Origin of the sequence: Janthinobacterium sp. SUN073, from assembly GCF_030397665.1 — a bacterium.
GTDB lineage: Bacteria > Pseudomonadota > Gammaproteobacteria > Burkholderiales > Burkholderiaceae_D > Janthinobacterium.
On sequence record NZ_JAPUBT010000002.1, the window covers coordinates 609,757 to 624,587 of the forward strand.

General features: G+C 64.9%; 7 protein-coding genes and 1 riboswitch. Of the genes, 5 read left to right on the forward strand and 2 right to left on the reverse strand.

Going from position 1 to position 14,831, the window contains the following annotated elements:
• Nucleotides 1-36 precede the first annotated feature (36 nt).
• The 5 genes from fos (at nt 37) to O0882_RS10710 (ending at nt 5,159) form a co-directional block, all read left to right on the forward strand.
• A complete protein-coding gene (fos, locus tag O0882_RS10690) occupies nt 37-453 on the forward strand; it encodes a fosfomycin resistance glutathione transferase (protein WP_289947738.1) in 417 nt (138 codons plus the stop codon).
• 266 nt (nt 454-719) lie between these two features.
• A riboswitch (cyclic di-GMP riboswitch) is annotated at nt 720-806 on the forward strand.
• A gap of 83 nt (nt 807-889) precedes the next feature.
• On the forward strand, nt 890-3,511 hold the full coding sequence (locus tag O0882_RS10695; protein ID WP_289947740.1) for a S53 family peptidase: 2,622 nt from the start codon (nt 890-892) through the stop codon (nt 3,509-3,511).
• A gap of 135 nt (nt 3,512-3,646) precedes the next feature.
• Nucleotides 3,647-4,084, forward strand: a complete 438-nt coding sequence (locus O0882_RS10700; RefSeq protein WP_071076812.1) for an MbcA/ParS/Xre antitoxin family protein — start codon at nt 3,647-3,649, stop codon at nt 4,082-4,084.
• Between the two features lie 2 nt (nt 4,085-4,086).
• On the forward strand, nt 4,087-4,785 hold the full coding sequence (locus O0882_RS10705) for an RES family NAD+ phosphorylase (protein WP_289947743.1): 699 nt from the start codon (nt 4,087-4,089) through the stop codon (nt 4,783-4,785).
• A 53-nt stretch (nt 4,786-4,838) separates the two neighbouring features.
• Entirely contained in the window at nt 4,839-5,159 is a 321-nt protein-coding gene (locus tag O0882_RS10710; RefSeq protein ID WP_289947745.1) for a DUF2288 domain-containing protein, read from the forward strand.
• Here O0882_RS10710 and O0882_RS10715 read toward each other — a convergent pair.
• Nucleotides 5,122-5,439, reverse strand: coding sequence for a hypothetical protein (locus tag O0882_RS10715; RefSeq protein WP_289947746.1), 318 nt, complete (start codon nt 5,437-5,439; stop codon nt 5,122-5,124). The genes O0882_RS10710 and O0882_RS10715 overlap by 38 nt on opposite strands.
• 46 nt (nt 5,440-5,485) lie before the next feature.
• Nucleotides 5,486-14,812, reverse strand: a complete 9,327-nt coding sequence (locus tag O0882_RS10720; protein ID WP_289947747.1) for a YDG domain-containing protein — start codon at nt 14,810-14,812, stop codon at nt 5,486-5,488.
• Nucleotides 14,813-14,831 lie beyond the last annotated feature (19 nt).

The following is a 14,831-nucleotide window of genomic DNA, read 5'->3' on the forward strand; positions in this document are numbered from 1 at the left end:
ACACAGGCCTACCCCGCCTAAAAGTTGCCAAGCACCATGTTGACCGGCCTAAACCACCTCACCCTGTCCGTGCGCGACCTGGCGCGCGGCGTCGTCTTTTACCGCGACACCTTGGGCCTGCGCCTGCATGCGCATTGGGACCGGGGCGCCTATCTGTCGGCCGGGGATTTGTGGCTGTGCCTGTCGCTGGATGCGGGAGCGGCCAACGGCAAGGGCGGCAGCTACACACACTATGCCTTTTCCATCTCGCAGCAAGACTTCGCCGCCTTTGCCGCCCGCCTGCGCACGGCCGGGGTAGTGGAATGGCAGCAAAATCGCAGCGCCGGCGATTCCCTGTATTTTCTCGACCCGGACGGCCACCAACTGGAAGCCCATGCGGGCAGCCTGGCGCAGCGGCTGGCGGCCTGCCGCGCAGCGCCATATCCTGGCATGGTTTTCGAGGCGGATGCTTGAAACAGCATATTCGATAAATTCATTAAATTCATTAATGCAATAGAAGGAACAAGCACCGTTGCTGTGAAAAAACACTGTCACGCATCGATAACCCTCCGATAACCTTGCCTATAAGGCTTAATCAAGCTGGCAATATTGCACCCGAGAATAGGCAAATTCGCCACATTTCATTGCAATAATGAAAATGTTCATTGAAAATAGTTAACACTTATTTGGCAAATTCACTAGAATTGATAGCACATCAGGAAGTTTTAACGATGTATGATCAATTCTGAGGGCAAACCCGTCGAAAGGCGGGGACGCAAAGCCACCGGCCTACCGCGCGCAAGCGCCACGGCAGCGGGGCTGCCAATGCAGGGCCGGGACCGCCAGCGCGCGGCACCATGCCAGGATGCATTGTCGAGATGTGGCCCTCGCCAACTCGGAGAGTTTCGCCATGAAAAAATTCACCCCCCTGCATCCCCGTCACGGGCACCTGCTGCTGGGCGCCACTGCCGCCATCCTGCTGGGCGCTTGCGGCCCGGGCCAAGAGACATCGGTGCCGCCCGCCGCCATTGCCACGGCGGCAACCCAATTCACTGTCGAAGTGCCCGTCATCCCCGCCGCCGTCGGTGCGCTGGTGGCGCAGCCGATGTTCCATGCCGCCCCCGCCCTGCTCGATGCGCCTGACGGGCGCGACAGCGCCAACAGCAGCGGCTCGGCCCACTGGCGCCCGCACATGCAGCGGGTACCCGGCGCCATGACGGAGATGTCCACGCGGCGCCTGACGGCGCAAAAGATCGCCGCCGCGCAACAGGCGGCGCAGGACATCGCGCCGCTGCAAACGGGCGGCGCGGCGGACACCGTCGCGCCGATGGCCGGCAGCAGCGTGGTGGCAACCTACTCTCCCGCGCAAATCCGTGCCGCCTACGACTTGCCCGCGCTGCCGGCAGCGGGCACGGCGCTGACGCCTAGCCAGGCGGCGCAACTGGGCGCGGGGCAGACGATCTACATCGTCGACGCCATGCACAACCCGAACGCGGCGGCCGAACTGACCATCTTCAACCAGAAATTCGGCTTGCCCGGCTGCACCACCAAGGCCATCGCCACGAATGCCACCCTGCCCTTGCCGCCAGCGCCGGCCAGCGGCTGCGAATTGTCCATCGTCTACAACACGCCATCGAGCACCATGACGACCACCGCGCCCGCCTATAACTCGGGCTGGGCCATGGAAATCGCGCTCGACGTGCAGTGGGCACATGCCACGGCGCCGCTGGCGCGCATCGTGCTGATCGAGGCGCCCGACGCTTCCATCAACAGCCTGCTGGGCGCCGTGCGCCTGGCCAACCTGATGGGGCCTGGTGTCGTGTCGATGAGCTTTGGCGCCGCCGAGGGCAGCTGGACGGCTTCCGTCGACAGCGCCTTCACGGGCAAGAACATGAGCTACCTGGCAGCCACGGGCGACTCGGGCAGCGGCGTGTCCTGGCCGTCCGTGTCACCGAACGTGCTGGCCGTGGGCGGCACCACGCTCAGCTACAGCGGCACGGGCACGCGCAGCGAAGCGGCTTGGTCCGGCACGGGCGGCGGCATCAGCGCCTATACGGCACTGCCCTCTTACCAGAGCGCCAGCAACGTACCGGGCATGACGGGCTTGCTGCGCCGCAATGTGGCCGACGTGGCCTTCAATGCCGACCCTGCCACCGGCCAGTACACGGCCGTGATGGCACAGGGCAGCAGCACCGCCAGCTGGCTCAGCATCGGCGGCACCAGCCTGTCCACGCCACAGTGGGCCGGCCTGGTCGCCATCGCCAACGCCAGCCGCGCGCTGCAAGCGAAGACAGCGCTCGGCTTGCCGCACAGCATACTGTACGGCCAGATCGCCACCGTACCCGGCACCTTTGCCAGCAGCTTTGCCGACATCACGCGCGGCAGTAACGGCACCTGCAGCGTGTGCACGGCCAGGGTCGGCTATGACCCGCTGGGCGGCCTGGGCACGCCCAACGTGAAAAACCTGCTGGCCAGCCTGTCCGGCACGCAGATCGCCCCGGTCGCGCCCGTGGTGACGGGGGCCAGCATCAGCGGCATGGTCGGCACGCCACTCTCGTTTACGGTATCGGCCAGCGCGGCCAATGCCCTCAGCTACACCATGCTGGGCGCGCCGGCCGGCATGAGTATCGCCGCCACGGGCGTCGTCAGCTGGGCCGCCCCCATCGCCGGCACGTATGCCGTGACCATGGTGGCCAAGGACACCGTCAGTGGCCTCAGTGGCCAGGCCGTGTACAACATCGTCATCGCGCCGCAACCGGCGCCTGTCGTCGTCGCCGGCGCCGTCACCGGCAAGGTCGGCACCGCGCTGGCCTTCACTGTCAGCGTCACCGCACCGAACCCCGTCAGCTATACGCTCGCCGGCGCGCCGGCCGGCATGAGCATCAGCAGCGCAGGCCTGGTGAGCTGGGCCGCGCCGCTGGCGGGCACCTATGCCGTCACCGTCACGGCCAAGGATAGCAAGACCGGCTTGAGCGGCAAAGGCATCTACACGGTGGCCATCGCCGCCCCGCTGCCGCCCGTGGTCACGGCGGCCAGCGTGACTGGCAAGCCCGGTGTGGCACTGTCGTTCACCGTCACGACGGTGGCGCCCAACGCCGTCACCTACAGCCTGTCGGGCGCGCCGTCCGGCATGACTGTCAATGCCGCCGGCGTCGTCAGCTGGGCCAGCCCCGTGCTGGGCAGCTACAACGTGACCGTCATCGCCAAAGACAGCAAGACCGGCCTGTCGGGCCAGGCCGTGACGACGGTGAAAATCGCCGCCGCCGGTCCCACCATCACGGCCGCCGCCATGACGGGCGTGGCGGGCAAGGCCATGAGCGGCAGCATCGTGCTGACGGCGCCAGGGGCGACCTCGCTGCGGATCTCGATCGACGGCGCGCCGCTGGGCATGCAGTTTTCCATGAGCGGCCTGACCATCACGGCCTACTGGCCGCAAGCGGTGACCGGCAGCTATACGCTGAAGCTCGTGGCGCTGGACAATAACGGCTTGACGGCGCAACTGAACGTGCCGGTCACCGTCACGGCAAAATAAGCCAGCACGGCTTGCCAACGGGGCGCAGCGGGACACCTGTCCTGCTGCGCCCCTTTTTCATGCGCGCGCACCTTGCGAAGAATCCTTAAAAGGAGTATAAATAGTCCATAAACAGAGTTTTGTTGAAGGAGTGCCATGAATCTCGCCTACGCCTACCCCAAGAGCCGCTTCGAACCGGCCGTGCTCGTCGACCTGAATGCCAAAGCCGAGCGCGAGCGATTGTCGCAGGCGGCCCTGAAAGGTTTTTTCAAGCTGGCCGCCGCCTGGAAACTGCGCGACGACGATGCGCGCGAACTGCTGGGCGGCCTGTCCAGCAGCGCCTGGTACGAGTGGAAAAAGCACCCGGACCGCGTGCTGGAAGTGGACCGCATCACGCGCATTTCCTATTTGCTGGGCATCTACAAGGCCTTGCACATCCTGTACGGCGACAAGCTGGCCGACGAATGGGTGAGTCTGCCCAACAAGAATCCTATCTTCGGTGGCCGCACGCCCCTGTCGCAGATGCTGGCCGGCGGCTTGCTGGCCATGCAGACGGTGCGCAAGCTGCTCGACGCGCGCCGCGGAGGGCTGTAATCTTGCCCACCACCGCCCATGACCACCTGCCGCCGCTGGCCGCCCTGCGCCAGATCGACACTTGCCGCCTGATTCCCTCGCGTTTCGCCGACATGGAAGACTCCGTGCTGGCGCCGCTGGCCGAGGACGACGAGCACCTGCGCGAGCTGTTCGAGCTCGATAACGCGACCAATGCGCGCCTGGTGGCCGAGTACGGCGGCGCGCCAGGAATTGGCGTGGACGAGCTGGTTTTTGGCGTGCCGAACTTTCGCATCATCAACGCCGCCTATACCTATGCCCGCCCGGAAGGGGCACGGTTCAACGATGGCGAGCGGGGCGCCTGGTATTGCGCCTTCGACATGCAGACGGCGCTGGCCGAGATCATTTTCCATAAAACCGTGGAATACCAGGAAATCGACCATTTCGACGACAGCGTCAGCTACCAGTCGCTGCTGGCCGATTTCTCCGCCAGCTTCCACGACCTGCGCGGCCAGCAGCGCTACCAGGCTTGCCTGGACCCGGCCAGCTACATCGCCTCGCAAGACCTGGCCGCCATCCTGCTCGAAGCGGGCTCCATGGGCGTGATCTTCCCCAGCGTCCGGCACGCCAGCGGCACCAACCTGGCCTGCTTCCGCCCTGCCCTGGTAGGCAATGTTCGCAAAGGTGGCGCCTATCGGTTAACATGGCGGGGTACGCCGACGCCACGCGTGGAAGCCCTGTAAGGCAAGCCAGCCGCGCGCAACGGCACCCGACTCACCGAACATTGATATTTCGCATGCAAACCAATCCTGAAAAAGACACCGAACTGCGCCTCAAAGTGAACAGCGAAACGGCCCGCCTGGCCTGGAGTGAACTGGAAAAGCACTTCGCCCAGGGCAACGTCGTCTGGGTCGCCAATGAACTCGACCTGGTCGAAGTGGCCGTGCGCATTTCGCACGATGACAAGTCCACCATCACGCAATGGATGGTCGATGGCAAAGTGGCCAAGGTGTCGGACCAGCAGGCGCTGGACTGGCAAGCCGCCGATGCGGCCCTGTGGGCCGTCGTCGTCAGCCCGTTCATTCTGGTGCAGCAGGAAAAGCCCACCAGGCACTGATGCTTACAGGCTGCGCTCGAACAGCAGGCGCAGCGCTGCTGTCCAGGCGCGTCACGCTGTCGCTGCGGCCCGCATCCTCGACATAGGATCTCCCTTGCGCCTGTCGCTGGCGCAGCAGATTGGCCGCCGCCCCCAGCTTCAGACTCTCGGCCGAGCCATGCACGGCAATGCTGCCGTTTGCCAGCATGTAGCCGCCATCGGCCACGACTGGCGTCGAAAGCGGCAGGCTGATGATAGCTTGCCAGCAGATGGCATGGCGGCAAAAAATGCCGCTTCGCATACATCACGAAGCGGCACTTCCACTGGCAAACCCGGTTAATGCACGCTTACTGGCTTTCGATACTGGTGGTGCCAGCCGCCACAGGCAGTCGCAAGCCCGTATCGACCACACTCAGGCGCAAGCCCGGCAAGACATTGCTGTTCACCGATGCCGTCGTCAGCACCACCGGCGTGCTGCCCTGCCGCGCCTGGCCGCGCTCCGCCACCACCTGCACCACGTCTTCCTTGCTGGTCACGGTTTCGCCTTTCGCCACGACATCGGCCTGCACCATATTGCCCTGCGATGGCGCCACATTGACCGCCGCGATCACGCTGGCCACCGCGCTTTGCCGCGCTTCGGTCGGCTTCACGGTCAGCACGCCCGGCGTGTAGGTCAACGCATAGTTGGTCGAGGACTGGCCGGCCGCCGACACCAGATAGCTGCCCGATGGCGTAGCGATGGTGGCCGGCGTGCTGAACGCCAGATTGCCGCTGACCTCGTTCGCCAGCGTGTCGTTGCCCAGCAAGCCCGTGTAGCTGGCCGTGAAGGCCGGATTGACATTGCCCTGGTCTTTCTCGGCATTGCCCACCTTCACCCCCAGGGCCGCCTGCGTGATGCTGGCCGTGGTGGTCGCCGTGGCGTTGACCGTGTAATTGCCGGCGTCCGTACCGCCGAGCGCAATGCCGTTTACCGTCACCGTTTTGTTGGCGCCGGCGTTCTTGTCGGCAAAGCTGGCGCCGCTGTTACTGATGCTCAGCACGTCGCCGGCGATACGGTTGTCCGCCAGGGTCACGCTGGCGTTGGTGGTGGTGTCATACACGCGCGGCGCGGCGCCCGTGACGCGCACCAGCAGGCTGGCCGGCGTGATGCTGGCCGTCAAGCCGGTCGGGTTGCTGACCGTATAGTTGCTGGCCAGGCCTGTGATGGTGTCGACCAGGACCGTGCCCGTCACCGTCACCGCCTTGGCGGTGGCCGCGTTCTTGTCGCTGAACACGGCGCTCTGACCACCAATGCCCAGGGTTTCACCGGCCACCAGGCCACTCAACACACCACCGGACAGGTTGGCCTCTGCATTGCCGTCGTAGACTTTATTGCCTGCCAGTTGGCCCGTCACCGTCAAGGCCTTGGCCGTGATGCTGGCCGTCAGGCCGGTCGGGTTGCTGACCGTGTAATTGCTGGCCAGGCCGGTAGCGGTATCGACCAGGCTTGTGCCCGTCACCGTCACGGCTTTGCCATTGGCCGCGTTCTTGTCGCTGAAGACGGCAGTTTGACCCGCAATGTCCAATGCCTCGCCCGCCACCAGGCCGCTCAAGGCGCCACCGGACAGGCTGGCTTGCGCATTGCCGTCGTAGACTTTATTGCCCGCCAGCTGCCCCGTCACCGTCAAGGCCTTGGCCATGATGCTGGCCGTCAAGCCGGTCGGGTTGCTGACCGCGTAGTTGCTGGCCAGGCCGCTGGCGGTATCGACCAGGCTCGTGCCCGTCACCGTCACGGCTTTGCCATTGGCCGCGTTCTTGTCGCTGAACACGGCAGTTTGACCCGCAATGCCCAGCGTTTCGCCTGCCACCAGGCCACTCAGGGCGCCACCGGACAGGCTGGCTTGTGCATTGCCGTCGTAGACTTTATTGCCCGCCAGTTGGCCCGTCACCGTCAAGGCCTTGGCCGTGATGCTGGCCGTCAAGCCGGTCGGATTGCTGACCGTGTAGTTGCTGGCCAGGCCGCTGGCCGTATCGACCAGGCTTGTGCCCGTCACCGTCACGGCTTTGCCATTGGCCGCGTTCTTGTCGGCAAAGCTTGCTGTCTGGCCAGCCAGGCCCAGGCTTTCGCCCGCCACCAGGCCCGCCAGCACGCCACCGGACAGGCTGGCTTGTGCATTGCCGTCATAGACTTTATTGCCAGCCAACTGGCCCGTCACCGTCAAGGCCTTGGCCGTGATGCTGGCCGTCAAGCCGCTCGGGTTGCTGACCGTGTAGTTGCTGGCCAGGCCGCCGTTGCTGCCGTTGGACAAGGTGCCGCCCGTGATGCTGACGGCCTTGCCGCTGCCGGCATTCTTGTCCGCAAACGCGCCGGCCAGGCTCGCCAGATCGACCGTTTCCGAACCGACAAAGCCGCTCAGGCTGCCGCCCGTGATGGTCGCATCGAGCGCGCCGTCATAGGTTTTGTCGGCCGCCAGCGCACCGGTGACGCTCAGCACTTTTTGTGTAATGGAACCCGTCACATCGGTCGGATTGCTGACTGTGTAATTGCTGGCCATGCCGGTACCGTCGGCCAGGCTGACGCCAGATACCGTCACCGCCTTGCCATTGCCGGCGTTCTTGTCGCCAAACGCGCCCGTGCCGCCCGAGACCAGCAGCGTTTCGCCCGTTACCAGGCCCGTCAAACTGCCGCCGGCCAGGGTCGCGGCCGTGGTGCCGTCATAGGCGCGCGTGCCGGCCGTCATGCCCGATACCGTCAGCGCTTTCGGCGTGATGTTGGCGATCAGGCCGCTCGGGTTGCTGATCGTGTAGTTGGCCGCCAGGCCGCCATTGCCGCCGTTGACCAGGGTCGAACCGGTCGCCGTCACCGTCTTGCCGGTGCCGGCGTCCCTGGTATCGAAGGTAGCGCTCAAGCCCGTCACGCCCAGGGTTTCCGAGCCGACCAGGCCGCTGATCGAGCCGCCCGACAAGGTCGCCTTGGTACTGCCGTCATAGATTTTATTCACGGCCGACATGCCGGCAATCGTCAGCGCTTTCGGCGTGATGCTGCCGCTGCCGCTGCCGGTGGTGCTGGTCAGGTTGTAGTTGGCCGCGTCAAGGCCGCCAAGGGCGATGTCGCTGACGGCCACCGTCTTGCCGGTGCCGGCGTTCTTGTCGGCGAACGTGGCGCTGGTGGCGCTGATCGACAGGCTGTCGCCGCCCACCATGCCGTTGAAGGTGGCGCCGGTGGCGCTGACGGTGGCCTTGGTATTGGCGTCATAGACCTTGCTGTCGGCCACGACATTGGTCACCGAGCTGATGGTTGCCTGGTTGATATTGGCCGTCACGCCGGTCGGGTTGCCGACCGTATAGTTGCTGGCCAGCCCGGTGCCGTCGGCCAGCGTCGCGCCGCTGACGGTGATCGCCTTGCCGGTGCCGGCGTTCTTGTCGCCAAAGGCGCCCGACAGGCCGGACAGGCCCAGGGTTTCGTTACCGACCAGGCCGCTCAAGCTGCCGCCGGTCACGCTTGCCTTGGTCGTGCCGTCATACACCTTGTTGGCGGCAGCCACGCCGGTGACGCTCAAAACTTTTTGCGCGATGCCGGCCGACAGGCCGCTGACAGGGCCGACCGAATAATTGCTGGCCAGGCCGCCGTTGCCGCCGTTGGACAAGGTACCGCCCGTGATGCTGACGGCCTTGCCGCTGCCGGCATTCTTGTCCGCAAACGCGCCGGCCAGGCTCGCCAGATCGACCGTTTCCGAACCGACAAAGCCGCTCAGGCTGCCGCCCGTGATGGTCGCATCGAGCGCGCCGTCATAGGTTTTGTCGGCTGCCAGCGCACCGGTGACGCTCAGCACTTTTTGTGTGATGGAACCCGTCACATCGGTCGGGTTGCTGACCGTGTAATTGCTGGCCAGGCCGGTACCGTCGGCCAGGCTGACGCCCGATACCGTCACCACCTTGCCATTGCCGGCGTTCTTGTCGCCGAACGCGCCGCTGCCGCCCGAGACCACCAGCGTCTCGCCCGTGACCAGGCCCGTCAAACTGCCGCCGGCCAGGGTCGCGGCCGTGGTGCCGTCATAGGCGCGCGTACCGGCCGTCATGCCCGATACCGTCAGCGCTTTCGGCGTGATGTTGGCAATCAGGCCGGTCGGGTTGCTGATCGTGTAGTTGGCCGCCAGGCCGCCATTGCCGCCGTTGACCAGGGTCGAACCGGTCGCCGTCACCGTCTTGCCGGTACCGGCGTCCCTGGTATCGAAGGTAGCGCTCAAGCCCGTCACGCCCAGGGTTTCCGAGCCGACCAGGCCGCTGATCGAGCCGCCCGACAAGGTCGCCTTGGTACTGCCGTCATAGATTTTATTCACGGCCGACATGCCGGCAATCGTCAGCGCTTTCGGCGTGATATTGCCGCTGCCGCTGCCGGTGGTGTTGGTCAGGTTGTAGTTGCCCGCGTCAAGGCCGCCCAGGGCGATGCCGCTGACGGCCACCGTCTTGCCGGTGCCGGCGTTCTTGTCGGCGAACGTGGCGCTGGTGGCGCTGATCGACAGGCTGTCACCGCCCACCATGCCGTTGAAGGTGGCGCCGGTGGCGCTGACGGTGGCCTTGGTGTTGGCGTCGTAGACCTTGCTGTCGGCGACGATATTGCTGATGGTGCTGATGGTGGCCTTGGTGATATTGGCCGTCAAACCGGTCGAACCGGTGACCGTGTAGTTGGACGCCAGGCCGCCATTCGCACTGCCCGTCAAGGCCGCGCCACTGACGGTCACCGCTTTCGCGGTGCCGACATTCTTGTCGGCAAACAGGCCCGTCATGCTGGTCAGCGTCAGGGTTTCCTTGCCGACCAGGCCGTCCAGGCTGCCGCCGCTGATGATTGCCACCGTGCTGCCATCGTAGACCCGGTCGGCGGCTGTTGCACCGATCACCGTCAATGCCTTCCGGGCGATGCTGGCGGTGGCCGTGGCGCTGGCATTGGTGAAGTTATAGTTGGCCAGGTCGTTGCCCGTCAGCGTGATGCCGGAGATATTGACAGTCTTGCCGGTGCCCGCATTCTGGTCGCTGAAGGCGCCGCTGGCGCTGGAAAAGGCCAGATCGTCGCCAACCACCATGCCGGTGATGACGGCCTTGCCGCCAATCACGGCGGCAGTGCTGCCATCGTAGGTCTTGTCGCTGGCGCTCAAGCCGCTGACGCTGGAAATACTTGCCTTGGTGACGTTGCCGGTCACACTGGTCGGATTGCTGACCGTGTAATTGCTGGCCAGGCCGCCGGTATTGTCGGCCAGCGTGGCGCCGGTGACGGTGACGGCCTTGCCGCTGCCGGCATTCTTGGTGGCATAGGCGCCGCTCAAGCCGGACAGCGTCAATGTTTCGCCGCTGACCAGACCATCGAGCACGCCGCCCGCCAGGGTCGCGGCCTTGGTGCCATCATAGACGCGGGTTACCGCGCTGGCACCGGTGACCGTCAGCGCCTTCGGCGTGATATTACCGGTCGCGTCAGTGGCATTGGTCACCGTATAGTTGCTGGCCAGGCCAGAGCCATTGCCCAGGGTGGCGCCGGTCACCGTCACGGCCTTGCCGTTGCCCGCGTTCTGGTCATTGAATTCACCGCTCTGGCCGGACAGGCTCAGGGTTTCGCCGCTAACCAGGCCATTCAGGGTCCCGCCGGTGACTGTCGCCGCTTTCGTGCCGTCGTAATCCTTGCTGGCAACGGTCACGCCGCTGACCGTCAATCCTTGTTGCGCGATATCGGCCTTCAGGCCCGTCACGCTGGCGAGTGTGTAGTTGCTGGCCAGGCCGCCATTGCTGCCGTCGCTCAAGCTGCCACCGGTGACCGTCACGGCTATGCCATTGCCGGCGTTCTGGCCGGCGAAGGTGCCCGACAGCGTGCCCAGGTTAACCGTTTCGCTGTCGATCATGCCGCCCAGGGTGCCACCTGTAATTGCGGCCGCCTTGGTGCCGTCGTAAGTCTTGTTGCCTGCCGTCACGCCGGTCAACGTCAGGGTTTTGGGCGTGATGCTGGCCAGCACGGTGGTATCGGCCAGCGCGTAGTTGGACGCCAGGCCGCCGCCGCTGCCATTGCCCAAGGTGGTACGGACGGTGACTACCTTGCTATTGCCGGCGTTCTGGTCAGCAAACGCGGCGCTAGAGCCTGATATCAGTCCTTCGCCGCTCACATAGCCGGTGATGCTGCCCTTGTTGATCGCGGCCGTCGCGTTGCCATCGTACTCTTTGTTCTCCACCGCCAGGTTGGTCCAGGTCAGCGTCTTGGCCGTGATGGTGCCGGTGACGCTGGTCGGCGCATCGAGCGTGTAGTTGCTGGCCAGGCCGCTGCCATCGGTGAGCGCGCCGACCGTCACCGTCACCACCTTGCCGGCGCCGGCGTTCTTGTCGGCATACGCACCGGCCGAGGTACCCAGGCTCAACGTTTCGCCGCCGATCAGGCCAGTCAAGGAGCCGCCGGTCAGGGTGGCGGCGGTGCCGCCGTTATATTGCCGGGTGGTGGCGGCCAGGCCGGACAAGGTCAGCGCTTTCGGCGTGATGGTACCGGTCAGCCCGTTCGCCGTGACAATATAGTTGCCGCCGGCGCTGCCGGTGGTGATCGCCGTGACGGCTTTGCCGCTGCCGGCATCCTTGCTGTCGAAGGCGCCTGTGTTGAACGTGATGTTGCCGAGATCCTGCGATAACAGGCCATTCAGCGAACCACCGCTGAGGGTGGCGGCCGTCGTGCCGTCATAGCTGCGCGTGTCCACCGTGGCGCCGCTCAGGGTCGCGGCGCGCTTGTCGATGGTCAGGGTCGCCGCGTTGGAATTGATGGCATACCCGCGCTGGCCGGAATACAGGCCGCCGGCCGTGATGGCGTAGGTGCCGGCGTTGACGGCATTGCCCGCCGCGCCGTAGTTCAGGGTACCTTGCAGCACCGCATTCGGGTTCGAGTAGGTGGCGCCCGGCGACGTCCAGCTGCTGGTGCCGTCATAAGTCTTGCTGGCGTTCGAGGCAAACGTCACCTGCAACGGCGTCATGAAGGCGCGCAGCAAGGGGTAGGTATTGGTGTCGTAGACGATCCACGCGCCGGCCAGGTCCCATGCCGCGCCACTGTAAGTGGACAGCAATTTCATTTGCGCGGTGGTCAAAGGGGTACCGATCGTGCCGGTCGTGATGCCGCTGGTCGTGCTATCCCAGAAATTGCCGGTGACGGTGCCGCTATTGCTGCCGGCCAGGCCGCCCGACGTCGTGCCGCCGATGACGGCGCCGCTGGCATAGTTGTTGGTCAGCGTGCCGGCATTCAAGCCGACCAGGCCGCCGATGACGCCAGTGCCGGTGACGGCGCCGCTGGCGTAACTGTTGGTGACGATGCCGGGGACGCTGCTGACGATGCCGTTCGTGCCGACCAGGCCGCCAACGTTGGTCCCGCCGGTCACGCTGGCGGTGCTGTAACTGCCGCTGACGAGGCCCAGGTTATTGCCGACCAGCGCACCCGTGGCATTCTTGCCGGTGATGCTGCCGCCTTCGAGACCGATATCGCGAACGATCGCGGTGCCCGACGTCGCCCCGAACAGGCCGGCGAAATTCGTGCCGGGACGGTTGATCACCAGGCCGGAAATGACATGACCGGCACCGCTCAGGGTGCCGGTGAACGGCGCCGCCGTGCTGGTGCCGACCGGGATGAAAGTGCCGCCATTCCAGACGTCGCTCGCAAGGCCGGTGCTGGCCGCGTTGACGTCGCGGCCCAATGTGTAATTGCCGGCCAGGTCCATCGCCATCAATTGCAACTGGTGCGACGATTTGATCGTGCTGCTGTATTCGGAGACCAGCATCGGTCCGGTGGCACCAAGCATGCCGCCCGCGTTGTTGAGCGTGCCGTCGGTATCGACCATGACCCAGTTATTGCCGGTCAGGCCAGTCGTCGTCGTGAAGTTGAACGTGCCGAAGTTCGCCCCGGTTTGCATTTCCGTCGAGGTCAGGCCGAGGACGTCGGTGATGGTACCGCCGCCGCTGTTGAAGCCGACGCCCGATATGGCAGGATTCAATGTGACATTGAAGTACCCGCCATTGATCGAACTGCTGGCGGCGGTCATCAATCCGGCGATGCCGCCCAGCGTGCCGGTGGCGCCGGAAGCCAGGCCCACCGTACCGGACGAATACACATTGGTCATGACACCGGACACGCCGTTCGTGCCAACCACACCGCCCACGCCGCTCAGGCCGCCAGAGCCGCTGGAGCCAGTCACCGTACCGGTCGCGTAACTGTTATTGATCTGCCCCTTGTTGTGGCCGACCAAGCCGCCGGTGGTGGTATTGCTGTTGCTGAGATTGTTCAATCCCAGGTTGGTCACGCTGCCTGTGGAGTAACTGTTGTTCACCTGCGACGGATTGGACGTGGCACCGGCCAGGCCGCCTATATTGCCGCTGCCCGATACGGCGCCGGTATTGAAGCTGTTGCGGATAAGGCCGGTCGAGGTGCGATTGAAGGTCACCAAGCCCCCGGCGTCGGTGCCGGCCGTCACCGCGCCGGTATTGAAACTATTGCTAATGCTGCCATTATTGATACCGACGAGGCCGCCGGCAGTCAGCAGCGCGGAGGTCACCGTACCGGTGTTGTAGCTGTTGAGGATCTTGCTGGTGGTCGCTGCCTTGCCCACCAGGCCGCCCAGCGAGGAATCTTGCTTATTGGTCACGAGCACGCTGCTGCTGTTCGAACTATTGTTGACGGTGCCATAGTTGTAGCCGACCAGGCCGCCTGAATTTACGTAGCCGAGAGACGTGACCGTGCCGCCGCTGACGTAGGCATTGTTGACCATGCCATTGTTCAAGCCCACCAACCCCGCCACATTGCCATAGGTGGCGCTGCTGATAGACGAGCTGATGACAGGCGCCACGATGCCGATATTGCGCAGGTTCCCGGTGGCGCTGGTCGCGCCGAACAGGCTGGCGGCGCCGCCGGCAGTGCTGGTAGAACTGGTCAAGCCGGTGATCACATGGCCCAGGCCGTCGAACTGGCCGGTGAATGGCACCGCCTTGGTGCCGATCGGCGTAAAGCCGTTGGTGCCCCAGACCGCCGTGTTCGAGGTGCCGCTCGCATCGATATTGGCGGTCAGTGCGAAGTTGCCGCTCAGCGCATTTTTCAAACCCTGCAAATCGGCGCCACTGGTGCTGGTGGCCGCTCCCAGGCTGTTGATGACCGTGTAGAGCGCTGTCGTTCCGTCACTGCCCAGCTTGGTGCTATAGCTATTACCCAATGGCAGGTTGACTTCGGCCTTGATAGTGATGTTCGAGGTATTCAATAACTTTACCGCGCCCTGGCCGTATTCCAGCGCCAGGCTGGCCGTACCGGTGCCGGTCATCGGCTTGTTGATGTTGACATCGTTTTGCGCCGTCAGCGTCAGCTGGTTCGCCGACCAGCTGACGACATCGTTGACATTGATGTCGCCGGCCGTGCCGCCCGTGCCATTCGTGCTCTGGATCTGCACCGAGCCCTTGCTCAGGCTGCTCATCAGGTCGGTGCCGGTCATATTGCCCCCGGACGCGGCGATCGTGAAATCGACCGGGTCGATCAGCCAGGTGCCGGACAGGCCGTTGGCCGCCTGGGTCGTCACATTGATGCCCTTGGCAATATGCACGTGCGCGGCCGACGTATCGATGAAGCCGCCATTGCCACCGCCAGGCGCGCTGGCGTCCAGCGTCCCGCCCGCGTTGACCGTGCCGCTCTGCATGTCGCCCAGCAACTTGATCGTGCCGCCGCGC

Excerpts from the sequence above, each read along its gene's own strand:
- O0882_RS10700 (WP_071076812.1), top strand. The coding sequence starts at position 3,647 with ATGAATCTCGCCTACGCCTACCCCAAGAGCCGCTTCGAACCGGCCGTG.
- O0882_RS10695 (WP_289947740.1), top strand. The coding sequence starts at position 890 with ATGAAAAAATTCACCCCCCTGCATCCCCGTCACGGGCACCTGCTGCTG.
- O0882_RS10715 (WP_289947746.1), bottom strand. The coding sequence starts at position 5,439 with ATGCGAAGCGGCATTTTTTGCCGCCATGCCATCTGCTGGCAAGCTATC.
- O0882_RS10710 (WP_289947745.1), top strand. The coding sequence starts at position 4,839 with ATGCAAACCAATCCTGAAAAAGACACCGAACTGCGCCTCAAAGTGAAC.
- fos (WP_289947738.1), top strand. The coding sequence starts at position 37 with ATGTTGACCGGCCTAAACCACCTCACCCTGTCCGTGCGCGACCTGGCG.